The organism is Streptomyces sp. NPDC015032, assembly GCF_043080425.1.
Classification (GTDB): domain Bacteria; phylum Actinomycetota; class Actinomycetes; order Streptomycetales; family Streptomycetaceae; genus Streptomyces.
Map to the genome: position 1 here is coordinate 185,357 of NZ_JBIBVN010000012.1, position 22,249 is coordinate 207,605.

The window sequence follows — 22,249 nt, forward strand, 5'->3', positions numbered from 1 at the left end:
GTGGTGGGTGTCCGGCCTTGGGGGTGGGGGTTTGTGGTGGGTGGTGTGCGGGAGTTGGCGGCGCCGTTCGTGGTGGCCGGGCCGTGCGGGGTGGCGGTCCGGGACCGTCTCAAGCACCTCACGCCCCGGGACGAGGAGGTTCTGCGTGCGGTCGGTGAGCACCAGGGCCGTCTGGCTTCCCGTGATCTGAAGGCCCGTTGTGCGGGTGGACTGGAGCACAGTGCGCAGACCTGGGCGTCGCGTAAGCGGGACCTGACCGTACAGTCGTCGTCGCGGATCGCGGGTGCGATCACCAAGGCCACGCACGATCAGTGGGCGCTGGCCCGGCGTTGCCAGGCGGCGCACGTCCAGACGCTGGAGGCCGGGATCAGGGCGCTGCGGCACCGCCTGTCCCTCCCCGTCGGCGCGCCGGGAACGAAGCGGGCCCCGGGTGGTTACCGGTCCAGGGGTGAGTGGTTCCACAAGTCCCGCCGTCTCGCGGCGCTGGAAGCCCGGCATGATGCTGCGGTCCGTGACCGGCAGGCCGGACGCGTCCGGGTCGTGCGGGGTGGCAAGCGTCTTCTCAACACCCGCCACCACCTCGCCCAGGCCCGGCTGACCGAGGAGCAGTGGCGGGAGCGCTGGGAGGCGGAGCGCTGGTTTCTTGCCGCGGACGGCGAGTCCGGGAAACGGTTCGGGAACGAGACGATCCGCGTCACCCCGGACGGCGAGATCAGCATCAAACTGCCCGCCCCGCTCTCCCACCTCGCCAACGCCAAGCACGGCCGGTACACCCTCGCCTCGACCGTAAGGTTTGCGCACCGGGGCGTGGAGTGGGCCGACCGCATCACCGCGAACCGGGCCGTCGCCTACCGCATCCACCTCGACACCGGCCGTGGCCGCTGGTACCTCACCGCGTCCTGGCAACGCCCCGCCGTCCAGACGATCCCGCTGGCCACCGCCCGCGCCCGGGGCATGGTCGGCGTCGACACCAACGCCGACCACTTCGCCGCCTACCACCTCGACCCGTACGGCAACCCCACAGGCGAGCCCCGGCACTTCTTCTACGACCTGTCCGGCACCACCGCTCACCGCGATGCCCAGATCCGCCACGCACTGACCCGCCTGATCAACTGGGCCAAGCAGGCCGGTGTTGCCGCGATCGGCATCGAGGACCTCGACTTCACCACCGAGAAGACCCAGGAGAAGCACGGCCGCAGGAAACGGTTCAGGCAGCTGATCTCCGGCATCCCGACCGGCAAGCTCAGGGCCCGGCTGGTCTCCATGGCCGCGGAGCAGGGCCTGAGCATTGTCGCGGTCGACCCCGCCTACACCAGCGTGTGGGGTGCCCAGCACTGGCAGAAACCACTGGCCACCCCCAAGCGAAAGATGTCCCGTCACGATGCCGCCGGCATCGCGATCGGACGACGCGCCCTCGGACACCCGGTCCGGCGTCGGACGGCACCGCCCCCACACGACCGGAGAGATCGTGCGGGGCATCGGACCGCCCAGGCCGAACCGGGCACCCGGGGGCGTGAGGGAACCCGCCCACCCGCCACGGACCACGCCCCTGGAGGCGTGCTGCCGAACGGGACGAGAAAGCGGCAACCCAGCGCATCCAACACCGTTCGGGACGCGCCCAGCACACATGATTGGGTCCAGGACCCACTCATGCACACTGGCTAGGAACGGTGACGTCCGGTTCCTGGATCCCCAGGGCTGTTTCCCGCGTCGGGGGAGTACGTCAGGAACGTTCGACAATCCACCGCAGCGGCCCGGCGCGGTGCAAGCCCGCGGCGCGGCCGGCTGCGTGAAAGCTGCGGTGCCGGATCGGCCGCCGCGGCACCGGGATCCGGGGTGGCGGGGGTGTCCGGGGTCCGTACCGGAGGCGTCGCGGAAGGCGTACTTGAGGGTGTGGACGGGCGGCATCCGGTTCCGGGACGCCGCCCGCGCCCGTCCTCCCGTCGCGCCGGGCACCGCGGGCACCCGCGACCCGTACCGCGCACGCGCCGTGGACCACCGGCGCCGACCGCACATCCACGCCCGACGCACCCGTACGGGGCCGGGCGGCCGGTTGCGCCGGGACGGGCCGAAAATTGGCTGAATATCGTCGCACGTGAACCCGTCGCACGTGAACCCGTCGCACGTGAACCCGTCGCATGTGAACCCGTCGTACGTGAACCCTCACGGCACCTGCCCGTTGCGATCGGCGCCGGAGCGGGGAGCGGGTACGCGATCGCCCGGCGCAACCCCGCCACCCGGATCAGGAACAGCACGCCGACCACGAGGAGCGATCGCCCGGCAGCGCCGCACGCTGCGTTCGGCCCGTGCCGCGCTGGCCGTGTTCGAGGGCCTGTACGCCGATGTGCACCGGTTCGAACCGCCCGCCCTCGCCCGGCTCTCCGGTGAGGCCGTGATCGGCAAGGCGCTCGAAGCCGGCGTCGCCGGCTGCCGTGAGGAGGTCCGCACCGCTCACCCCGGCGGCGGCCGTCCCGTGCACATACTGGAGGAGTCGCTCCCCCGGGACCTGCGCAATCTGCGACGGGGCATCCGGCAGCGGACGATCTAGCCACCCCCGCGGGGGCGGGAACGGCCCGCGGGGGCGCCCCGGCCGGTGCGATGCGGCCGGAACGCCCCCGCGGGAAGGCGGCTCGGGGATGTCCCGACGACCCGTCAGGCGAGACCCGGGCCCCGTACCGGAATGCTGGTGAACGTCGGTGCCGGGGCGGGCTCGGTGAAGAAGTCGTTGCCCTTGTCGTCGACGACGATGAACGCGGGGAAGTCCTCCACCTCGATCCTCCACACCGCTTCCATGCCGAGCTCCTCGTACTCGACGACCTCGACCTTCTTGATGCAGTCCTGCGCGAGACGCGCCGCCGGGCCGCCGATCGAGCCCAGGTAGAAACCGCCGTGGGCGTCGCACGCGTCGGTGACCTGCCGGGACCGGTTGCCCTTGGCGAGCATCACCTTCGAGCCGCCGGCCGCCTGGAACTGCGCGACGTAGCTGTCCATACGGCCGGCCGTCGTCGGACCGAAGGAACCGGAGGCGTACCCCTCGGGCGTCTTGGCCGGGCCCGCGTAGTAGACCGGGTGGTCCTTCAGGTACTGCGGCATCTCCTCACCCGCGTCCAGCCGCTCCTTGATCTTGGCGTGCGCGATGTCGCGCGCCACGACCAGCGGACCGGTGAGCGAGAGCCGGGTCTTCACCGGGTACTTGGTCAGCTCGGCGAGGATCTCGTCCATCGGCCGGCTGAGGTCGATCTTCACGACATCCCCGTCCCCCGCCTCGTCGAGGTGCTCGTCGGTGGTGTCGGGCAGGAAGCGCGCCGGGTCCTTCTCCAGCTGCTCCAGGAAGACACCCCCGGCGGTGATCTTCGCGGTGGCCTGACGGTCCGCCGAGCAGGAGACGGCGATGGCCACGGGCAGCGAGGCGCCGTGGCGGGGGAGGCGGACGACACGCACGTCGTGGCAGAAGTACTTGCCGCCGAACTGGGCACCGATACCGATCTTCTGCGTCAGCTCGAAGACCTTCTCCTCCAGTTCCTTGTCCCGGAAGCCGTGCCCCGTGGGGGAGCCCTCGGCGGGCAGCTCGTCCAGGTAGTGCGCGGAGGCGTACTTCGCGGTCTTCAGCGCGAACTCGGCCGACGTACCGCCGACGACGATCGCCAGGTGGTACGGCGGGCAGGCGGCCGTACCCAGCGAACGGATCTTCTCCTCCAGGAACTTCATCATGGAGGCCTCGTTCAGCACGGCCTTCGTCTCCTGGAAGAGGAACGACTTGTTGGCCGAGCCGCCGCCCTTCGCCATGAAGAGGAACTTGTACGCGCCGCCGTCCGTGGCGTACAGCTCGACCTGTGCCGGAAGGTTCGAGCCGGTGTTCTTCTCCTCCCACATGGTGAGCGGAGCCATCTGCGAATAGCGGAGGTTGAGCTTGGTGTACGCGTCGAAGATGCCGTGCGACAGGGCCTCTTCGTCACCGCCCTCGGTGAGTACGTTCTGCCCGCGCTTTCCCATGACGATCGCGGTGCCGGTGTCCTGGCACATCGGCAGGACACCCGCGGCGGCGATGTTCGCGTTCTTCAGCAGGTCGAGCGCCACGAACTTGTCGTTGGACGACGCCTCGGGGTCGTCCACGATCCGCCGCAGCTGCGCCAGGTGGGCGGGGCGCAGGTAGTGGGAGATGTCGTGCATGGCCTCGGCGGCCAGGGTGCGCAGTGCCTCCGGGGAGACCTTGAGGAACGTACGACCGTCGGCCTCGAAGGTGGAGACGCCTTCGGAGGTCACCAGACGGTAGGGCGTGGTGTCCTCTCCCAGAGGGAGCAGATCGGAGTACGCAAACTCTGGCATTACGGCCATTCCTCACTCGGCAGACAGTGGCTGACCTCCCTTGGACAGCGCATCCACCAGGGTAGAACGCCCCACGGACACCAAGGCTGTGAGGTAAGGCTCAGTCGGGCATCCGCGCGGCGACGGCGCGGGGACGGAGCGAGGGGCGACACGGCGGGGGCGGGGCGGGGGCTAGTCGCGATCTATCGCGTTTGGGTACGCTGGGTCGGTGGACCTCGAAAAGCACCCCCAGCAGCCCGTAGCCCCGGCGGAGCCGGCCGGTATCCGCGCCTCCGACGCGGACCGCGACCGGATCGCGGACATCCTGCGCGAGGCCATGGCCGAGGGCCGGCTCACCGCCGAGGAGCATGCCGAGCGGGTCGACGCGGTCTACCGCGCCAAGACCGTCGGTGAACTCGAACCGCTGGTACGGGATCTGCCCGCGCCGTCGGGTGCCTCGCGCCCGGCCGCCGCACCCGGCACGGGTGGGTCCGGTCAGGAGGGGCCGACGGGTCCCGCCGAGAACCTGGTGGCGATCTTCAGCAGCTCCACCCGCAGGGGCCGTTGGCGGGTCGGCGGCCGTACGAACGCCTTCGCCCTCTTCGGCGGTGTGGAGATCGATCTGACCGAGGCTCTTTTCGGCCAGAGGCTCACGGTGATCAACGCGACGTCCATCTTCGGCAGCGTCGAGATCAAGGTCCCCGAGAACATCTCCCTGCGCGGCAGTGGTACGGGCGTCTTCGGCAGTTTCGAAGTCGCCACACTGGAATCCGCCGACCCCGAAGCGCCGGTGGTCGTCGTCAATGGCTATTCGGTGTTCGGCAGCGTCGAGGCGAAGCCCAAGCGGGGGAAGTTCATCGCGGACCTCCAGGACCGGCTGCGTAAATATCTCGGCTAGGAGTCGCGCGTGCCGCCCGCTTCTCCGCTTCTCCATGCCTGCGAACTCTTCCGAAGTCCTCCGAACTCCTCCGAACCTCTCTGAACTCCTTCGAACTGCTTCGAAAACAAGCCATATTCCTGACCGGCGGCAATTCCGTGGCCCGGAACCGGGAGCACTCAGTGCATAGGCGCACGCACAGCGGGTAGGGAGTGCTGCATCGTCTCTCGCTCGCGAAGCCGTCGTCAGGAGTAGACCGTGCTGCAACTGCCGCATCAGCCCCTGCAGGTCGCCGCTGTCCCTCCCCAGCGCACCCCTGCTCGGGAGGACCAGGCCGGCCCCTGGCACTCGGAGGCGGTGTGCCGCCGGGACGAGGCCGGGCTGTTCTTCGCCCCGTCGAAGGAGCCGACTGCTGCCAGACTCGCGCGCGAGGAGTCCGCGAAGCGGGTCTGCGCGCGCTGTCCGGTGATGGTCGAATGCCAGGAGCACGCCCTCATGCAGCCGGAACCGTACGGGGTGTGGGGTGGCCTCACCGCCGCCGAACGCCGGGTGGTTCTCGCCCGTCGCAGACGACGCGAGATGGAGCTCAAGGCGTCATCCGCGTCCTCCGGCACGGCGGGCCGGGTCGCGGCGGCGGGCTGACCGGCCAGGACCTCGGCATCCCGGCGAGTGCCGGGAGCCGGACCGGTCCCTCCGTGTCACTGCACATCCGTGCAGGCCCGTACGCGTCACATGTCCGTACCCGTCACATGTCCGTACCCATCGCACGTCCGTACCCGTCGCACGTTCCGTACAGAGCGAAGAGACGCCCCCACCGCACATGGGGGCGTCTCTTCGCTTTCCTCTCCCCGGACCCCGGGGACGGGGGCTACTTCGCGCGGTCGAAGTCGATCGCGCTGTAGGCGCGCAGCTTCGACAGCCGGTGCGTCGAGTCGATCTTCCGGATGGTGCCGGACTTGGACCGCATGACGATCGACTCGGTGGTCGCCGTCTCCGCGCGGTATCGCACGCCGCGCATCAGTTCACCGTCCGTGATGCCGGTCGCGACGAAGAACACGTTGTCGCCGCTGACCAGGTCGTCGGTGGACAGCACCCGGTCCAGGTCGTGCCCGGCGTCCAGCGCGCGCTGCCGCTCGGCCTCGTCCTTCGGCCAGAGCTTGCCCTGGATGACGCCGCCGAGGCACTTTATGGCGCAGGCCGAGATGATGCCCTCGGGGGTGCCGCCGATGCCCATCAGCAGGTCGACGCCGGTCCCTTCGCGGGCGGCCATGATCGAGCCCGCGACGTCACCGTCGGAGATGAACTTGATCCGGGCGCCGGTCTCCCGGATCTCCTTGACGATGCCGTCGTGGCGGGGGCGGTCGAGGACGACGACGGTGACGTCCTCGGGGGCGGAGTTCTTCGCCCGCGCGACACGGCGGATGTTCACCGAGACGGGCGCGTTGATGTCGACGAATTCGGCGGCCTCGGGGCCGGTGACCAGCTTGTCCATGTAGAAGACCGCGGACGGGTCGAACATGGCGCCGCGGTCGGCGGCGGCCAGCACGGCGATCGCGTTCGGCATGCCCTTGGCGTTCAGGGTCGTGCCGTCGATCGGGTCCACGGCGATGTCGACCTCGGGACCGGTGCCGTCGCCGACGCGCTCGCCGTTGAACAGCATGGGCGCTTCGTCCTTCTCGCCCTCGCCGATGACGACGACGCCGTTCATCGAGACGGTGGAGACGAGGGTCCGCATGGCCTTCACGGCGGCGCCGTCGGCGCCGATCTTGTCGCCACGGCCGACCCAGCGCCCCGCTGCCATGGCGGCGGCTTCGGTGACCCGGACCAGCTCCAGGGCGAGGTTGCGGTCGGGGGCCTCCGGGGAGACCTCAAGCTGGGACGGCAGATGATGCTCGGACATCGGAGCGCACCTTTCTGTACGACGACGACCGGAAGAGGGTGCTGTGACTCTATCGTCAGGTCGACAAAATGAGCAGACCGGGTCACTTATGAGCGGCTGCCCCCGGAATCGGACCCAGTGGGTCTGATGCGACCATGGACCCGTGGCTAGCAAGCGAGGCAAGCAGACAGTGCGGGACATGTTCCTGTCGATGGCGGTGATCTCCGCCGCGGCAGGGGTTGTTTACATCTTCGTTCCGCATGACGAGAACGCCAACCCGGTCGAGGCGATCGACTACCGGGTGGAGCTCTTGACGGCGCGGCGCGCGGCACCGTATCCGGTGGAGGCCCCGGACGGACTGGCCAAGGAATGGAAGCCGACCTCCGTCAGCTACGACCGCAAGGCCGGCAACAGCTGGCACCTGGGATTCCTCGACCCGGAGGGCAAGTACGTCGCCGTGGAGCAGTCCACGTCACCGGCGAAGAAGTATGTGACCGAGGTCAGCCAGGACGCCAGGAACACCGGGCGTACGCGGGAGGTCGCGGGCGAGACGTGGCAGCACTGGAAGGGCGACAAGTACGACGCCCTGGTGCGCCAGGACGAGGGCGCGACCACGGTGGTCACGGGGTCCGCCTCGCCGGAGCGGCTGGCGGAGATGGCGGCCGCGCTCAAGTCGTCCTGACGTCATGCGCGGTATGAGGCCGTGCGTGTCCTGACGGCACATGCGACGTGACGCCGTGTGGTGGATGCGGCGATGTACGGAGAAAGGCCCTGGAGCACTGCGGTGGGCGGTGCCGCTCCAGGGCCTTTCTCGATACGCACGGAGACGGTCAGACGGTCGTGACGACCTCGTCGTAGGCGAGGCGCGGCAGACGCGGGAACCAGGCGTCCTCGCCCGGCTTGCCGATGTTGACGACCATCAGCACCTTGTGGTCGCCGTCCAGGAACTCCTTCTCGATGCCCGCGGCGTCGTAGCCGGTCATCGGGCCGGCGGCCAGGCCGGCGGCGCGGACGCCGATGATGAAGTACGCGGCCTGCAGTGCGCCGTTGAGCGCGGCGGACGACTCGCGGACCGGACGCTCGGAGAAGAACGCGTCCTTGGCCTGCGGGAAGTGCGGCATCAGGGCCGGGAGCTCCTCGTGGAACTCGTTGTCGGCGACCAGGATGGCGACCAGCGGGGCGGTCGAGGTCTTGGGCCGGTTGCCCTCGGCCATGTGCTTGACGAGACGCGCGCGGCCCTCGTCGGAACGGACCAGGACGACGCGCAGCGGCGACTGGTTGAACGCGGTGGGGCCGTACTTGACCAGGTCGTAGATCGCCTGGACCTGCTCCTCGGTCACCGGCTCGTCGGTGAAGGTGTTGGCGGTGCGGGCCTCGCGGAAGAGGAGGTCCTGGGCGGCGGGGTCAAGAACGAGCGACATCGTGCGTATTACCTTCCGGGCGTACAAGGGGATCAAGCAACGCCGATCACCGTACGGGAGAGGTAGGTTAACTTTCAACTAAAACGGGAGCGGAGTGATCTGTTCCACAGTGCGGCTCTCTTGCGTCCACGCGAGTCGTTTGCACCTGGTGCGGGCCTCTCACGCCTTCGCGGACACGCTCCGTTCCGTCAGGGCCGCAGCGGCGTGGCAAGCGCGCCGACAGGCGCCGCCCGACCGGGCACGGTGCCGACACGGGCGCCGCCCGTGACCGGGCGGTCCCGCCGGCTACCGGGCGTGGCCGGGGAAGCCTCAGGCGCTGTCGGCCGCCGGGCCGCCGCCGTTCTCCGCCGGGCCGGCAGGCCCCGCCAGGGCCGCGTCCAGCCGTGCGCGCGCGCCTTCGAGCCAGTGCCGGCAGACCTTCGCCAGCTCCTCGCCCCGCTCCCACAGCGCGAGGGATTCCTCCAGTGTCGTACCGCCCGCCTCCAGGCGGCGCACCACCTCGATCAGCTCGTCACGTGCCTGCTCGTAGCCGAGCGTGCCCGTGGCACCAGCCGCCGTGGTCCCGTCGTCCGTCATGCGCCCCACCCTACGTTCCGCCCCGCCAGGAGCCTTCGATCTCGTCCGTCATCACTGTCTCGTCCGCCATCGCTGCCGGCCCCGCGCTCCGGGCCCGTCCGCCCGCGCACGGCAGCCCCGGGTACGCAAGCCTCGCGCAGGGAACCCCCGCGCGCCGGACCTGCGTCCCGTGAACCCCCGCGCGCCGGGCCTCCGCCCCGCGAACCCCCGCTCATTCGCTCACCCGCACCGCGAACTCGCCCCCCGAAACCCGCGCACGGAGCACATCGCCGACCGCCCCCGCGTCCGCGGGAGCCCGCACCACATGACCGTCCGCCCGCTGCAGCACCGCGTATCCGCGCTCCAGCGTCGCCGCGGGCGACAGCGCGACCACCCGCGCCCGGGTGTGGGCGAGCTCCGAGTCCGCCCGGTCCAGCAGGTGACCCAGCACCCGCCGCCCCCGCCCGATCAGCGCGTCGATCTCCGCCGCCCGCTCGTCCACCATGCGCAGGGGATGCTCCATCGAGGGCCGGCCCAGCGCATGCGCCAGCCCGCGCTCCTCCCGGTCCAGCAGCCCCCGTACGGTCCGCAGCGCACGGTCCCGCAGCTGCTGCACCCGGTCCAGCTCCTCGCCCACATCGGGCACGACTTTCTTCGCCGCGTCCGTCGGCGTGGAGGCGCGCAGGTCCGCGACCAGGTCGAGCAGAGGGGAGTCGGGCTCATGACCGATCGCCGAGACCACCGGTGTACGGCACGCGGCGACCGTACGGATCAGCTGCTCGTCCGAGAACGGCAGCAGGTCCTCCACGCTGCCGCCACCCCGCGCCACGACGATCACGTCGACCTCCGGGAGGTCGTCCAGCTCCTTCACGGCCTGGACCACCTGATTCACCGCGTGCACCCCCTGCACCGCGGTGTTGCGCACCTCGAACCGCACCGCGGGCCACCGCCGCCGCGCGTTCTCCAGGACATCGCGCTCGGCCGCCGAGGCCCGCCCGCAGACCAGCCCGATCAGCTGCGGCAGGAACGGCAGCGGCTTCTTCCGGTCGAGAGCGAAGAGCCCCTCCGAGGCCAGCGACTTCTTCAGCCGCTCAAGGCGGACCAGCAGCTCACCGATGCCGACCGGCCGTATCTCCGTGGCCCGCAGGGACAGCTGACCGCGGGGCGCGTACCACTCGGGCTTGGCGAGGACGACGACCCGCGCCCCCTCCGTCACCACATCCGCGATCCGGTCGAAGACCTGGCGGAAGCACGTCACGCTCACCGAAATGTCCTGCGACGGATCGCGCAGCGTCAGGAACACCACACCGGCACCCGGCCGCCGCGACAGCTGGGTGATCTGCCCCTCGACCCAGACCGCCCCGAGCCGGTCGATCCATCCCCCGATGAGCCGCGACACATCACCGACGGGCAGCGGAGCTTCCGCGGACGTTTGGAGAGCCATGCGAGCGAGCGTATCCGCCCCCACCGACAACCGGCCGTCCACAACGAAGCCACGCCCACGACCGGCCGTGTCCCCCCTTGGCCACCCCACGCTTGGCCATCCCACGACGGTCCGCGTCCACCCTTGGCCATTCCGCGACGGGCCACGTCCGCGACGGGCCACGTCGATCGGCTATCCCCACCGGTCTTCACGACCGACCACCCCCCAGCCACCGGCCCCCGCGACCGGGAGCCACCCCGCGCTCCGGCTCTCCCGCCTCAGGCCCTGCGCCGACCCCGCTGCAACGCGAGCACCACCAGCCCCACCCCCAGCCAGCACACCCCCACCACCTGAGCGCTCGTGGTCGCCTCCGCGATCACCGCGATCAGCACGCCCGTGCCCACCACCGGCACCAGCACATGGCGCCACCAGCTCGGCGGCCCCTCCATCCGGCGTACCGCGAACCAGCCGACCACCGACGCGTGCAGCAGCACGAACGCCGTCAGCGCACCCACGTCGACGACCGAGACCAGACGGTCCAGACCGTCGGCGCGCCGGGCCGCCCACACCGCCGCCACCAGCGTCACCACCGCGGCCAGCAGGATCGCGAGCCGCGGCACCCCGGACCGCGGATCGACCTTGGCGAGCAGCGGGGGCAGCCGTCGCTCCCTGGCCATCGCGAACAGCAGCCGCCCCGCGGCAGCCTGCCCGGCCAGCGCCGCGAAAGCCGCCCCGATCGCCTTGCTGACCGCCACCAGATCGTGCAGCCAGGTCCCGACCGCGGAGTCCACCGTGTAGTAGAACGCCGACCCCTGCGCGGCCGGATCGGCGGCCAGCTCCGCCGACGTCATCGGTTCCAGCAGCGCTGCCAGATACCCCTGCGCCACGAACAGCGCACCCGCGAGCACCAGACAGAACAGCACCGCCCGTGCCACCTTCGACGAGCCCCCCGTCACCTCCTCCGCGAATGAGGCGATCGCGTCGAAGCCCAGATACGACAGCACCGCCACCGACACCGCCCCCAGCACCGCCGACACGGAGAAGCCGGAATCACCGGTGAACGGAGTCAGCCAGCCGCGCTGTGCCCCGTCCCGTACGAGAACCACCACCGCCGACACCAGGAACACCAGCAGCACCACGATCTCCATCGCGAGCACGGCGAAGCCGACGCGGGCGGCGGCCCGCACACCCCGGAGATTGAGGAGCGTGGTGACGACGACCGCCAGCGCCGTCCACACCCACTGCGACACCGACGGCACGAGCGCGTTGAGCGCGATGCCGGAGAAGAGATAGGCGACCGCCGGGATCAGCAGGTAGTCGAGCATCGCCATCCACCCGGCGATGAACCCCGGCCCCTCCCCGAGCCCCTTGCGCGCGTAAGCGAAGACCGAGCCGGCCAGCGGGGCGACGCGCACCATCTGGGCGTAACTGAAGGCCGTGAACGCCATCACGACGGTCGCCGCGACATAGACCAGCGCGACCGCACCACCCGATTTCGCGTCGAGGGCGCCGAATACGCCGACGGGCGCCATCGGCGCGATGAAGAGGAGCCCGTAGACCACCAGATCCCGGAAGCCGAGCGTCCGCCGCAGTCTGCCCTCCTCCTGGTGCGCCCCCCTCACCCCCGTGCCCCCGCCGCTGCCCCCGTTGCCGCTGCCCGTCCCCGACATGAGCCCTCCGTCGATCGCGTACGGATCAGTCTCGCGACCCCGCCGATCTTCCGCGCGTTCGGCGCGGCCTTACGATGGGACGCATGACTGCTACGACACCCCGCCGCGTCCTGCTCGCCGCTCCCCGTGGCTACTGCGCGGGCGTGGACCGTGCCGTGATCGCCGTGGAGAAAGCCCTGGAGCAGTACGGCTCCCCGGTGTACGTGCGCCACGAGATCGTCCACAACAAGTACGTCGTACAGACCCTGGAGAAGAAGGGCGCGATCTTTGTCGAGGAGACGGCGGAGGTCCCCGAGGGCTCGATCGTGATGTTCTCCGCGCACGGCGTCGCACCGACCGTGCACCAGGAGGCGGCCGAGCGGAAGCTCGCCACGATCGACGCGACCTGCCCCCTGGTCACCAAGGTCCACAAGGAAGCCGTCCGCTTCGCGCAGGAGGACTTCGACATCCTCCTGATCGGCCACGAGGGCCACGAGGAGGTCATCGGTACCTCCGGCGAGGCCCCCGAGCACATCACGCTGGTCGACGGCCCCGAGGATGTCGCGGGCGTCGAGGTGCGCGACCCGTCGAAGGTCGTCTGGCTCTCCCAGACCACGCTCTCCGTCGACGAGACGATGGAGACGGTCGGCGCGCTCAAGGAGAAGTTCCCGCTCCTGGTCTCGCCGCCCAGCGACGACATCTGCTATGCCACGCAGAACCGCCAGATCGCCGTGAAGCAGATGGGCACGGACGCCGACCTCGTGATCGTCGTCGGCTCCAAGAACTCCTCCAACTCGGTCCGCCTGGTCGAGGTCGCCCTCGGCGCCGGCGCCGGCGACGCCCATTTGGTCGACTTCGCCGACGAGATCGACGAGGCCTGGCTGGAGGGTGTCTCCACGGTCGGCGTCACCTCGGGCGCGTCCGTCCCCGAGGTCCTGGTCGACGGCGTCCTGGCGTGGCTCTCGGAGCGCGGTTTCGAGGACGTGGAGATCGTCAAGGCGGCCGAGGAATCCATCACGTTCTCACTTCCCAAGGAGCTCCGCCGCGACCTGCGTGCCGAGGCCGCGGGGCTCATGGCGAAGTGACGGCCGCGGGACGGCGGCTTCCCGCTCCGGGAAGTGGGCCGGGCCACCTGCCCGTACCGTGGGTTTCATGCAGATCTTCGGCGTGGACATCGGCGGATCCGGGATCAAGGGCGCTCCCGTGGACCTGGACCGCGGAGACCTGGCGCAGGAGCGCCACAAAGTACTGACACCGCACCCGGCCACGCCCGAGGACGTCGCCGGGTGCGTGGCCGAGGTGGTCGGTCACTTCGGCTGGTCGGGCCCGGTGGGCATCACCTTCCCCGGCGTCGTCACCGGTGGCTGCACCCGTACCGCTGCCAATGTCGACAAGTCCTGGATCGATACGGACGCCCGCGGACTGCTCGGGGACAGGCTCGGCCTCCCCGTCACCGTTCTGAACGACGCGGACGCGGCGGGCATCGCGGAGATGGCGTTCGGTGCCGGGCGCGGCCGCAACGGGACCGTGATCGTGCTGACGCTCGGTACGGGGATCGGCAGCGCCCTCTTCATCGACGGCAAGCTCGTCCCCAACACCGAGCTGGGCCACCTGGAGCTGAATGGCCACGACGCGGAGCAGCACGCCTCCACCAAGGCCAAGGAGGACGAGGAGCTGAGCTGGCACCACTGGGCGCACCGGGTGCAGGGGTACCTGGCCCATGTGGAGATGCTGTTCTCGCCCGAACTCTTCATCATCGGCGGCGGAGTCAGCCGCAAGGCCGACAAGTTCCTGCCGCTGATCGAGCACGTGCGGGCCGAGATGGTGCCGGCGGAACTGCAGAACAACGCGGGCATCGTGGGAGCGGCGATGGCGGCGGCGGACCAGACGTAGGCGATGGCGCCGGGCAGGACATGGGCGATGGCGGCGGCGGACAGAACAGGGGCGGCGGCGGACAGGACAGGGGCGGCGCGCCCCGCCCCTGCCCCCGCCCCGGTCAGCGCTGGGGGCGACGGGGCGGCTGTGCGGCGCGGGCCGTCTCGGCAGCGAGCAGCATCCGGCGCTGACGTTGCCGCTGCCGCATGAGCCGTACCTTCCGCACGGTCGTGATGAGCCCGGCGACGAGCGTCCCGCCGTACAGCCACCCGGCATGTACGGCGAGCGCGGTGACGAGCGCCATGGTCTGGCCCGCGAAACCGCTGGTGCCGCCGGAGATCGGGATGACCCCGACGGCGAACGCGATCGGCACGATGATTGGGGCGGTGACCAGGTCCGCGGGCCGCACCCACAGCGCGGTCAGCGCGCTGACCGGCAGGAACAGCACACCGAACACGGCCGACGAGCCGTCGAACAGAAGTTCGTCGAGGCATGCCAGTACAAACATGGAGGCGGCGGCGAAGAGCCCCGCACCGATGCCGGTCAGCCGGGGATTCGGCAGCCTGCGCAGTGCGAGAACGGCGGGCGGCACCGGCCGGGACCGGCCCTCCGGCTGCGCGTCCATCACTCGGTAGACGGCGGCGGCTTCGTCGATGGTGCTCTGCGGGGACAGCGGGGCCTGCTGAGACTGCCTGCGCTGCGGGGGACGTGTCCTGTGCTGCTCCACCGGGACAACGTAGGTCGCCGGGCGGGAGGAAACAGGTGCGGGACACGCGCTTTGGGTGACCTTGGGGATGAGTTCGATGCCACACGGCCGAACGGCAACGGAACCGGCACCCGACCGGACCCGTGGCTGCCCGGTTGCCCCCGCCCGTAAACTGGAGGTTCGGCCCACCCGGCCCCACGCATGTCCGCCCTCCTTCTCACTCCTTCTCGCTCCTCCTCTCACCTCCTCACTCCTCAGGAAGTCGCCAACGTGTCGCTCACGATCGGAATCGTCGGCCTGCCGAATGTCGGCAAGTCGACCCTGTTCAACGCCCTGACCAAGAACGACGTGCTGGCGGCCAACTACCCGTTCGCCACGATCGAGCCGAACGTGGGCGTCGTCGGCGTCCCGGACGCCCGCCTGAACAAGCTGGCCGAGATCTTCGGCTCGCAGCGACTGCTCCCCGCGACGGTCGACTTCGTCGACATCGCAGGCATCGTCCGAGGCGCTTCGGAGGGCGAGGGCCTGGGCAACAAGTTCCTCGCGAACATCCGCGAGTCCGACGCGATCTGCCAGGTCATCCGCGCCTTCAAGGACGAGAACGTCGTCCACGTCGACGGCAAGGTCTCGCCCAAGGACGACATCGAGACGATCAACACCGAGCTGATCCTCGCCGACCTCCAGTCCGTCGAGAAGGCCGTCCCGCGCCTCACGAAGGAGTCCCGCCTCCAGAAGGACAAGGTCGCGGTCCTCGCCGCGGTCGAGGAGGCCCAGAAGATCCTGGAGTCCGGCCAGACCCTCTTCGCCGCGGGTATCACCGCGGGCACGGAGAAGGGCAAGCTCCTCCACGAGCTGCACCTGCTCACCACCAAGCCCTTCCTCTACGTCTTCAACGTCGACGAGGACGAACTGGTCGACGAGGACTTCAAGAACGAGCAGCGCGCCCTGGTCGCCCCCGCCGAGGCCATCTTCCTCAACGCCAAGATCGAGTCCGAGCTGATCGAGCTCGCCGACGACGAGGCCCTCGAACTCCTCCAGTCCATGGGCCAGGAAGAGCCCGGCCTCGCCACCCTCGGCCGCGTCGGCTTCGACACCCTGGGCCTGCAGACCTACCTCACCGCAGGCCCGAAGGAAGCCCGGGCCTGGACGATCAAGAAGGGCGCCACGGCCCCCGAGGCGGCCGGTGTCATCCACACCGACTTCCAGAAGGGCTTCATCAAGGCGGAGATCGTCTCCTTCGAGGACCTGGTCGAAACCGGCTCGGTCGCCGAGGCCCGCGCCAAGGGCAAGGCCCGCATGGAGGGCAAGGACTACGTGATGCAGGACGGCGACGTGGTGGAGTTCCGCTTCAACGTCTGAGCGGATGAAATAACACCACGTCGCTGACGTGGTAAACATGCTGGTCAGAAGGGGTTGGGCTCCCGAGAGCCCCACCCCTTCGTCGACCCCGTGCTGGGGCGGTGCTGGATATTCCGACTTGACGTCACGAGCCTTCAGGCGCCGTAGGTCGTGGAGCGATGTCCGGCGTGTACGACCCACACCACCAGCTCGCCGTTGTCGATCGTGTAGATCATGCGATAGTCGCCCACCCGTAGGCGGCGACGGTCGGGCTGGGAGACGAGAGCTGTGGTGTTGAACCCCAGCGGGTCGGTCTCCAGCCCGGTCAGCTTGGCCAGAATGCGGAGGGCCATGTCTCGCGGGACCTTGCGCAGCTCGGCCTGAGCCTCGGGCCGGAAGACGGTGCGGTACTCACTCACTGCGCGCCAGCGTCTCCCTCATGATGTCCTCGATCGGGATGCCAGGTGCCGGGTTGGCCATGCGCTCGTCGATGATCCGGTTGATCTCGCGCTCTTCCCACTCCTGGTACTTGCGCAGCACCTCGATGGAGACAACGGCGGCGACTTGCTTGCCGCGTCGGGTGATCACGGTGGGTACGTCGTCCCGGTCGGCCCGCTCCACGACCTCGGCGAGGTGTGCCCGGACATCGCGAATGGACTCTATGGGCAGTGGCTGCGTCATGCACCCAAGGGTACCGAGTGTCCCATGTGTACACAATGGCTCATGGCTGCGCTGGTGTGCCGGGTACACGTCGCCGTGCTGGATCTGTGCTGGATGCGACCCCGGGAGGGTATGTCTCCGCAGGTCGCGGCGATCGGGATGTCGGGTCTGCGACTCGTCACCGTGGGTGACAGCTGACATCTATGTTAGTAACGCTCACGTTAGTGTCGCGAGTGGAGGTTGGCAGGCGAGGCACGGGAGTCGGTGAGACCTCGGCCCCTTACCGGCGTTGCTGTGTAGCGTTGGCGGTTTTGAGCCTTCTCGTGCTTTGTCGCGCATCCCGTGCTGGGATGGTGCTGGGATGCGCCTGTGTTTCCGCAGGTGGCGGCGTTGTGGGCTGCCCGGCGGCGATCAGGACCGGCCTGCCTCACGCCCCCGGCGTCGCACGGCGAAGCGCTGACCCGGGCGGGTGGGGTCGGCTCTACTCGGCAGACGGTTCGAGCATCGGCTCGAAGGAGGAGTCCTCCTCATCGGGGCCGTGCGGGAGGAATCCGTCGGGGACGGTGCGGGCGGCGGTGGCGAGGAGGCGGTCCAGGACTTCCCGTTCAGTGGCCGCGGGGAGTCCCAGGGCGGTGAGGAGACGGTTGCGGACCGCGGGGTGGTCCGGGTGGTCCTGGAGGTAGTCGGAGTTGAGAGCCGGGGGGCGGAAGCCCCCCCAGGGCGTCGTGCCAGGACGGGAGGACGATGGCGAGAGTCAGGGCCTCGGCGAGAGACTCGGCTATGAGGGAGGCCCGGCCCTCGGAGTCGGTGTAGAGGACGGGGCGGGGGCCGCCGGGGAAGGCGGGACCGCAGAGATAGTGGGTGCCGCCCGCGTTGCAGCCGGCGACGGGCTCCACCGGGAGGCCGTTGGGCAGGGCGATGGACTCGATCGGGTCGGTGCGGGCCAGGTCGAACTCGCCGTCGCAGGCCAGGTAGGAGGCGGCCTCGGAATGCGCGGCGATCCTGCGGAGGAGCGCGTCGTCCGAGAGGGCGGCCGGGTTGAGGGCCCCGGCGATCGCAGGGGTGAGGGGGTGTCCGGCGAGGACGTGGCGGATGGCGTCGAGAGGGACGGGGCGCTCGTAGTAGCCCTCGAAGTGCTCCTGGACGGCCTCGGGGGAGCGGTCGGCGAGGAGGTGGAAGAGGAAGCCGGAGCCGTCCGGTTCCTCGTTGCCGGAGGGGAAGGCGATGGCTGAGCCGGTGCGCCAGGTGGTGTCGCCGGTCTCCCGCCACAGGCAGGCGGTGACACGGGGGGCGTCGATGCCCTCGTCGCGGAAGGCGGGTTCGTCCAGGAGCGGGCGCAGCGCGGCGGGCACGTCGTCGATGACACCCGGCCAGACCTGTTCGTCGTCCGTCTCGTAGGGGCTCATCTCCGACTCGTGGTCGAAGCCGCGTATGAGCACGCCGGCCGGGGTGAAGAGGACCGAGAAGTCGTCCCCCGCGCCGTTCTTCATCAGGGCTGCTTCCACACCGGGGCCCCAGGCGGTGTCGAAGGTGTAGCAGCAGAACCGTGGATCGTCGCCGATCGTGGCGTCCAGAATGGCCAACGCGCGCAGATGGGCGCGGAGTTCTGCGGGACCGGGGAGGAGGGCGGCGGTCTCGTGCACAGTGCTCATGGCGTCATGAAAGCAGCCGCCGCTGACAACCCGGCCCGGTCGGCCCGGACAGTGGTGCCGCTGCCTCCGGCGAATTCCGGCCGACCGCACGTGTTCATGACGCGGGATCAGGTGTCGTCGACGATGGAGCGATGCCCGATGGATACGGCCCGCACCACCGGCTCGCCGTTGTCGATCGTACGGACGACGCGGCAGCCGCCCACTCGTAGGCGGCGGCGTCCGGGCCGGGACACGGGTGTGGGTTCCGGTCGCGTGACCGGTCGGCCGGTGACGCGTCACGGCATCGCCCCGGAACCGGTCAGTCGATGAGGCCGAGCCGCCGTCCGCCCCGGTCGTGCAGTCGCCTGAAGAAGGCAAGCACTCCGGCGGAGCCACCGGCCCAAGTGGCGCTCGATCCGGTCAGTTCGGCGTTCGGGAACGCGGGACGGGACCGGGGGCCGTCACTGCGGCTCAGGATGATCATCGCGACGGTCTCGGCGGCGTCCCAGAACTCCTCGGATCCGGACGCCTCGGCGACGTCCACCAGCAGATCGCCGACTCCGGACAGGCCGCAGCACTGGGTGACCAGCGGCATGCGTGGTGCCAGTGCGGCGCAGGTGCGTGCCGTCTGCTCCGCGAGGACGAGGTACCCGGGTTCGCCGAGGCGGTCGGCGGCCCGGACGAGTACGGCCCCGATCCCGGCCACCAACCTGCATCTGTTCACCGTGGCCGCCGCCGTGCCCGAGGTCGCCGTGCCGGTCATCGACACGTTCACCACTCAGGTGCTCGCGTACGCCAAGAAGAACAAGGGCGGCCTGCCCGTCGGGATGCAGACCGGTGTCGCGTCCTTCCCCGTACTGGTCAGCGACCGGATCGACCCGGCCGCCATGGCGTGGGCGGAGGAGAAGCAGCGCAATCGGTTCGCCTGCTTCGCGCGGCTGGTCGTCGTCGACAGTGCGCAGGGCTACGTGGGCATGTACCGGGGGAAGCCGGCCCTGGGGCGGGCCTACGCCTCCCACCTGATCGAGAAGGGGGCCCGCTACTTCCAGCCGCAGGGCTGAGCGGCCGGGTCCGGGGATCACCGCGCCGGCCTGTCCGTGCGGCGGCTCCGCACGGCCCGGCCACGTGGGCAGGAACGCCCGCGGCCGTGCCGCCTCCTCCGGTGGCAGGGCGTGGAGGAGGCGGCGTCCTCCGAAGGGCGCGGAAACACCCGGGCGGGTGGTCTCCCTACGGCTGCGTGATCCTCAACTCCCGTACGCCCACCGGTTTCTTCGGGTCCGCCGAATCGACCGTCAGCCGCACCCGGCGGGCCGTCGTCCCCGGCCTGTAGGGCTGCCAGTCGGTGCCGTTCAGGGACGCCTCCAGGCGGTACGAGAAGGAGCGTGCGTCCGTCCACTCCGGCTCGACCGAGGTCACCGGGGCAGCGCGGCCCAGGTCCACCGTCAGCGCGCCCGTCGCGCCGTCCGGGGACCAGGTCGTGGCCGCACTGCCGTCCACCGCCGCGGCGGCGTACAGGCCGGGGGTCTCGGAGGTCGCCGTCACCGGGCGGCAGCGGGCGGCGTTCGTCGTCCGGGCGAGGTCGGGGCGGCGGGTGGCGAGGGCGAGTGTGCCGGTGAGGAGGCGGGGGCCGGTGGGGGTGTGGACGGTGAAGGGGGCACCGGAGGTCAGCCGGACCGTCGTCGTCAGGGGTCCGATCGCGATGTCGTACGCACGGCCCCGGTAGCGCAGCCCCGTCAGCGTGACGCCCTTTCCCAGCTGCGGCGGCAGCAGCGGATCGAGGCGCACCCCGTCCTCCCGCAGCCGAAGACCCGTCAGACCGTGCGTGAAGACCTGGAGAAATCCGCCCTTCCCGGTGAGGAAGTCCTGGGCGGGCGAGCCCGACAGCGGGTCCTGTGCACCCGCTTTCGCGCCCCGGGCCTCACTGAACAGGGCGTACGGGCCGCGCATGAACGGGCGTACGGCCCGCTGGAGATAGGTGTACGTGGCACAGCCGGCCTCGCCGATCGTGGCCGCGTCGATCGCATGGACCGAGTCCGTCATCGCCGGGCCGTCCGGATCGGTGCGCTCGGCGTAGTAGTCGAGCGTGGCCGCCCGGGCGCCCGCCTCCATCGGCCATTCGAGCGGGTAGATCAGCAGCACCGCGTCGGCCTGTTTGATTGTCGAGCCCTGGTAGCCCGCGTACTGGAGGAAGAGCTTCCGCTTCGGGTCGTACGGGATGCGCAGACCGTCCGCGACCCGCGTCCACGCGGCCGGTGCCGGATGGCCGAGCAGCTGTGCCGCCCGGGTGGCGTTGCGCAGGGCGGTGGCCGCCACCGCGTTGGTGAAGACCCCGTCGGTGACGCCGTTGCTGTACTCGTCGGGGCCCGCGACGTCCCGCACCGAGTAGCTGCCGTCGTCGTTCGCGGTCGCCCGCGAGACCCAGAAGTCGGCGATCCCCCGGAGCAGCGGCCACCCGTGCCCGGCCAGCCACGCGCGGTCCCCGGTCGCCAGGTAGTACTGCCAGACGGCCAGCGACACATCGCCCTGGAGGTGGTTCTGGGTGAGGCAGTGCGGCGGGTCCCAGCTCTGGCACTCGGACCACAGATCGCCCCTGCTCGCGCTCGTCCATGGGTAGAACAGGCCCTGGAATCCAAGCTTCCGGGCGTTGGCGCGGGCGGCCCCGCGGGTGCGGTAGCGGTACTCGACGACCGAACGGGCCAGCTCGGGGCGGGTGACGAGCAGCCCCGGGTACATCCAGATTTCGGCGTCCCAGAACACCAAGCCCGCGTAGTTGTCGCTGGTCAGTCCGGTCGGGGCGATGCTGTCGAGGGACCCGGTCCGGGTGGAGGCGAGCAGGCCGTACTGCGCGGACCTCAGCCACTTCTGCAGCTCGGGACTGCCCGGCACAAGGACATCGGCCGCCCAGGCCCGCCGCCAGGCGGCGGCGTTCGCGTCGAGAACTCCGGACCAGCCGCGCCGGGCCGCGCGCCGGGACGCCTCGCGGGCGGTGGTGCGCGGGGCGGACGAGGTGAGCGAGGTGTCGACTCCGACGTACTTCTCGAAGGTGTACGTGCGCCCGGCACGTACCTGGGCCGTGGTGCGCAGGCGGGGTGCGGTGCGCGCCGGGGACGCGGGGCGGGCCGGGTGTGTGGTGCCCGCCCGGCCCGTGCCGCGTGCCGGTTCCGGTCCGCCGGTGCGCAGGGTCTGGACGATCGCGCCCGTCGTCCCGGTGCCCTGGGTGCGGAAAGTTCCGTCGGCGTTCGGAGTGATCCGGCGCGCGCCCCGGGGGTCGAGGCGGCCGGTGACGGTCGCCGCACCGTTCCAGTGCGGTGTCATGCGCAGCCGTACGGCGCCGGTGTGCACATCGGACCGGTCGGTCAGCACCTCGTACGTCAGGTCGGTCGCGCGCCCGTCGGCCGTGGTCCAGCGCAGGGACGTGCGCACCAGACCGCAGCGGAGGAACACCGTCTGGCGGTAGTGCGAGATCCGGCCCGGGGGCGTGTCGGAGTCGAAGGTCTCCTTGCCGACGCGTACCTCCAGGGTCGTCCAGCTCGGCAATGCGGCGACCACCTCGCGGCCGTCGGCGAGGTTCTTGTCGCGCCCGAACAGGCCGGAGACGAAGGCACCGTCGTAGCGCGGAGTGAACAGCGGCCAGCCGGTCTTCCCGCCCGGCGCAGCGTATCCGGCACCCGTGGCGGGCACGCGGTGGGCCAGATATCCGTTTCCGGCATAGGGGGTGTATCCGCCGGCTTCGCCGAACCGGGTGGAGGCCGGCGCCCAGGTGGGGTCGGTGTCCCGGCCGCAGGAAGTGGATGTGGGCGGGCGGGGAGCGGCCGCGTAGGAGAGGGACGGCGGCGGGGCGATCAGGGCGCCCGCGAGCAGGGATGTCAGGGACGTGAGGAGACAGACGCGCGAGAGGCTCACCGTACGAAGGTAGGGAGGTGAGCGCCG

At 70.5% G+C, this 22,249-nt stretch carries 23 protein-coding genes; 10 read left to right on the plus strand and 13 right to left on the minus strand.

The window, feature by feature from the left end:
* Positions 1-36 precede the first annotated feature (36 nt).
* Together ACF08M_RS19610 and ACF08M_RS19615 are read left to right on the plus strand one after the other, a co-directional pair.
* A complete protein-coding gene (locus tag ACF08M_RS19610) occupies positions 37-1,665 on the plus strand; it encodes an IS200/IS605 family accessory protein TnpB-related protein (protein WP_392186560.1) in 1,629 nt (542 codons plus the stop codon).
* Positions 1,666-2,320: 655 nt separating this feature from the next.
* Complete coding sequence (locus ACF08M_RS19615; protein ID WP_392186505.1) at positions 2,321-2,548, plus strand: hypothetical protein; 228 nt, start codon at positions 2,321-2,323, stop codon at positions 2,546-2,548.
* Between the two features lie 104 nt (positions 2,549-2,652).
* Here ACF08M_RS19615 and ACF08M_RS19620 read toward each other — a convergent pair whose 3' ends face one another.
* On the minus strand, positions 2,653-4,326 hold the full coding sequence (locus ACF08M_RS19620; protein ID WP_392186506.1) for a fumarate hydratase: 1,674 nt from the start codon (positions 4,324-4,326) through the stop codon (positions 2,653-2,655).
* Between the two features lie 208 nt (positions 4,327-4,534).
* Between ACF08M_RS19620 and ACF08M_RS19625 the strand changes: the two genes are divergently transcribed.
* Together ACF08M_RS19625 and ACF08M_RS19630 are read left to right on the plus strand one after the other, a co-directional pair.
* Positions 4,535-5,203: a DUF1707 domain-containing protein gene (locus tag ACF08M_RS19625; RefSeq protein WP_392186507.1), complete on the plus strand. Its 669-nt coding sequence runs from the start codon at positions 4,535-4,537 to the stop codon at positions 5,201-5,203.
* A 237-nt stretch (positions 5,204-5,440) separates the two neighbouring features.
* Positions 5,441-5,824, plus strand: coding sequence for a WhiB family transcriptional regulator (locus ACF08M_RS19630; protein ID WP_392186508.1), 384 nt, complete (start codon positions 5,441-5,443; stop codon positions 5,822-5,824).
* Positions 5,825-6,050: 226 nt separating this feature from the next.
* Here the strand turns inward: ACF08M_RS19630 and glpX are convergent, their stop codons facing one another.
* Entirely contained in the window at positions 6,051-7,082 is a 1,032-nt protein-coding gene (glpX, locus tag ACF08M_RS19635; RefSeq protein ID WP_389794188.1) for a class II fructose-bisphosphatase, read from the minus strand.
* A gap of 142 nt (positions 7,083-7,224) precedes the next feature.
* Between glpX and ACF08M_RS19640 the strand changes: the two genes are divergently transcribed.
* Positions 7,225-7,743 carry a DUF4245 domain-containing protein gene (locus ACF08M_RS19640; protein WP_392186509.1) on the plus strand — a complete coding sequence of 173 codons (519 nt, stop codon included), beginning with the start codon at positions 7,225-7,227 and terminating at the stop codon, positions 7,741-7,743.
* Positions 7,744-7,891: 148 nt separating this feature from the next.
* On the opposite strand, the gene ACF08M_RS19645 is transcribed toward ACF08M_RS19640, so the two are convergent.
* The 4 genes from ACF08M_RS19645 to ACF08M_RS19660 form a co-directional block, all read right to left on the minus strand.
* Positions 7,892-8,482, minus strand: a complete 591-nt coding sequence (locus ACF08M_RS19645; protein ID WP_392186510.1) for a malonic semialdehyde reductase — start codon at positions 8,480-8,482, stop codon at positions 7,892-7,894.
* Between the two features lie 309 nt (positions 8,483-8,791).
* Positions 8,792-9,058 (minus strand): exodeoxyribonuclease VII small subunit, encoded by a 267-nt coding sequence (locus tag ACF08M_RS19650; protein ID WP_392186511.1) that lies wholly within the window; start codon positions 9,056-9,058, stop codon positions 8,792-8,794.
* Between the two features lie 211 nt (positions 9,059-9,269).
* Positions 9,270-10,481 carry an exodeoxyribonuclease VII large subunit gene (xseA, locus tag ACF08M_RS19655; RefSeq protein WP_392186512.1) on the minus strand — a complete coding sequence of 404 codons (1,212 nt, stop codon included), beginning with the start codon at positions 10,479-10,481 and terminating at the stop codon, positions 9,270-9,272.
* Between the two features lie 257 nt (positions 10,482-10,738).
* A complete protein-coding gene (locus tag ACF08M_RS19660; RefSeq protein WP_392186513.1) occupies positions 10,739-12,130 on the minus strand; it encodes an APC family permease in 1,392 nt (463 codons plus the stop codon).
* 74 nt (positions 12,131-12,204) lie between these two features.
* On the opposite strand from ACF08M_RS19660, the gene ACF08M_RS19665 reads away from it, so the two are divergent.
* A complete protein-coding gene (locus ACF08M_RS19665; RefSeq protein ID WP_392186514.1) occupies positions 12,205-13,194 on the plus strand; it encodes a 4-hydroxy-3-methylbut-2-enyl diphosphate reductase in 990 nt (329 codons plus the stop codon).
* Between the two features lie 67 nt (positions 13,195-13,261).
* A complete protein-coding gene (ppgK, locus tag ACF08M_RS19670) occupies positions 13,262-14,002 on the plus strand; it encodes a polyphosphate--glucose phosphotransferase (RefSeq protein WP_392186515.1) in 741 nt (246 codons plus the stop codon).
* Positions 14,003-14,105: 103 nt separating this feature from the next.
* Here the strand turns inward: ppgK and ACF08M_RS19675 are convergent, their stop codons facing one another.
* On the minus strand, positions 14,106-14,711 hold the full coding sequence (locus tag ACF08M_RS19675; RefSeq protein WP_392186516.1) for a DUF6542 domain-containing protein: 606 nt from the start codon (positions 14,709-14,711) through the stop codon (positions 14,106-14,108).
* A gap of 249 nt (positions 14,712-14,960) precedes the next feature.
* Between ACF08M_RS19675 and ychF the strand changes: the two genes are divergently transcribed.
* Positions 14,961-16,049, plus strand: coding sequence for a redox-regulated ATPase YchF (gene ychF, locus ACF08M_RS19680; RefSeq protein WP_392186517.1), 1,089 nt, complete (start codon positions 14,961-14,963; stop codon positions 16,047-16,049).
* Between the two features lie 134 nt (positions 16,050-16,183).
* Here ychF and ACF08M_RS19685 read toward each other — a convergent pair whose 3' ends face one another.
* Together ACF08M_RS19685 and ACF08M_RS19690 are read right to left on the minus strand one after the other, a co-directional pair.
* The gene (locus ACF08M_RS19685; RefSeq protein WP_392186518.1) at positions 16,184-16,447 is read right to left on the minus strand and encodes a type II toxin-antitoxin system RelE/ParE family toxin; all 264 of its coding nucleotides are present in this window, start codon (positions 16,445-16,447) and stop codon (positions 16,184-16,186) included.
* A complete protein-coding gene (locus ACF08M_RS19690) occupies positions 16,440-16,709 on the minus strand; it encodes a type II toxin-antitoxin system Phd/YefM family antitoxin (protein WP_100828042.1) in 270 nt (89 codons plus the stop codon). Before ACF08M_RS19690 ends, ACF08M_RS19685 begins: the two co-directional genes overlap by 8 nt.
* Positions 16,710-16,751: 42 nt before the next feature.
* Here ACF08M_RS19690 and ACF08M_RS19695 point away from each other — a divergent pair, with 42 nt between their 5' ends.
* Complete coding sequence (locus ACF08M_RS19695; RefSeq protein WP_392186519.1) at positions 16,752-16,886, plus strand: hypothetical protein; 135 nt, start codon at positions 16,752-16,754, stop codon at positions 16,884-16,886.
* 407 nt (positions 16,887-17,293) lie between these two features.
* Here ACF08M_RS19695 and ACF08M_RS19700 read toward each other — a convergent pair whose 3' ends face one another.
* The 3 genes from ACF08M_RS19700 to ACF08M_RS19710 all read right to left on the minus strand — a co-directional run bounded on the left by ACF08M_RS19700 (position 17,294) and on the right by ACF08M_RS19710 (position 19,025).
* Complete coding sequence (locus tag ACF08M_RS19700; protein ID WP_392186520.1) at positions 17,294-18,340, minus strand: hypothetical protein; 1,047 nt, start codon at positions 18,338-18,340, stop codon at positions 17,294-17,296.
* A gap of 107 nt (positions 18,341-18,447) precedes the next feature.
* Positions 18,448-18,573, minus strand: coding sequence for a type II toxin-antitoxin system RelE/ParE family toxin (locus ACF08M_RS19705; RefSeq protein ID WP_392186521.1), 126 nt, complete (start codon positions 18,571-18,573; stop codon positions 18,448-18,450).
* Positions 18,574-18,638: 65 nt separating this feature from the next.
* Positions 18,639-19,025 (minus strand): hypothetical protein, encoded by a 387-nt coding sequence (locus ACF08M_RS19710; protein ID WP_392186522.1) that lies wholly within the window; start codon positions 19,023-19,025, stop codon positions 18,639-18,641.
* Positions 19,026-19,044: 19 nt separating this feature from the next.
* Here ACF08M_RS19710 and ACF08M_RS19715 point away from each other — a divergent pair, with 19 nt between their 5' ends.
* Entirely contained in the window at positions 19,045-19,380 is a 336-nt protein-coding gene (locus tag ACF08M_RS19715) for a hypothetical protein (protein ID WP_392186523.1), read from the plus strand.
* Positions 19,381-19,546: 166 nt separating this feature from the next.
* Here ACF08M_RS19715 and ACF08M_RS19720 read toward each other — a convergent pair whose 3' ends face one another.
* Positions 19,547-22,222: a discoidin domain-containing protein gene (locus tag ACF08M_RS19720; RefSeq protein ID WP_392186524.1), complete on the minus strand. Its 2,676-nt coding sequence runs from the start codon at positions 22,220-22,222 to the stop codon at positions 19,547-19,549.
* Positions 22,223-22,249: the final 27 nt, after the last annotated feature.

What these genes read in the sequence shown, in the direction of transcription:
- ACF08M_RS19620 (WP_392186506.1), bottom strand. Translation starts at nt 4,326, where the DNA reads ATGCCAGAGTTTGCGTACTCCGATCTGCTCCCTCTGGGAGAGGACACC.
- glpX (WP_389794188.1), bottom strand. Translation starts at nt 7,082, where the DNA reads ATGTCCGAGCATCATCTGCCGTCCCAGCTTGAGGTCTCCCCGGAGGCC.
- ACF08M_RS19645 (WP_392186510.1), bottom strand. Translation starts at nt 8,482, where the DNA reads ATGTCGCTCGTTCTTGACCCCGCCGCCCAGGACCTCCTCTTCCGCGAG.
- ACF08M_RS19650 (WP_392186511.1), bottom strand. Translation starts at nt 9,058, where the DNA reads ATGACGGACGACGGGACCACGGCGGCTGGTGCCACGGGCACGCTCGGC.
- xseA (WP_392186512.1), bottom strand. Translation starts at nt 10,481, where the DNA reads ATGGCTCTCCAAACGTCCGCGGAAGCTCCGCTGCCCGTCGGTGATGTG.
- ACF08M_RS19660 (WP_392186513.1), bottom strand. Translation starts at nt 12,130, where the DNA reads ATGTCGGGGACGGGCAGCGGCAACGGGGGCAGCGGCGGGGGCACGGGG.
- ACF08M_RS19665 (WP_392186514.1), top strand. Translation starts at nt 12,205, where the DNA reads ATGGGACGCATGACTGCTACGACACCCCGCCGCGTCCTGCTCGCCGCT.
- ppgK (WP_392186515.1), top strand. Translation starts at nt 13,262, where the DNA reads ATGCAGATCTTCGGCGTGGACATCGGCGGATCCGGGATCAAGGGCGCT.
- ACF08M_RS19690 (WP_100828042.1), bottom strand. Translation starts at nt 16,709, where the DNA reads ATGACGCAGCCACTGCCCATAGAGTCCATTCGCGATGTCCGGGCACAC.
- ACF08M_RS19695 (WP_392186519.1), top strand. Translation starts at nt 16,752, where the DNA reads ATGGCTGCGCTGGTGTGCCGGGTACACGTCGCCGTGCTGGATCTGTGC.
- ACF08M_RS19700 (WP_392186520.1), bottom strand. Translation starts at nt 18,340, where the DNA reads ATGAGCACTGTGCACGAGACCGCCGCCCTCCTCCCCGGTCCCGCAGAA.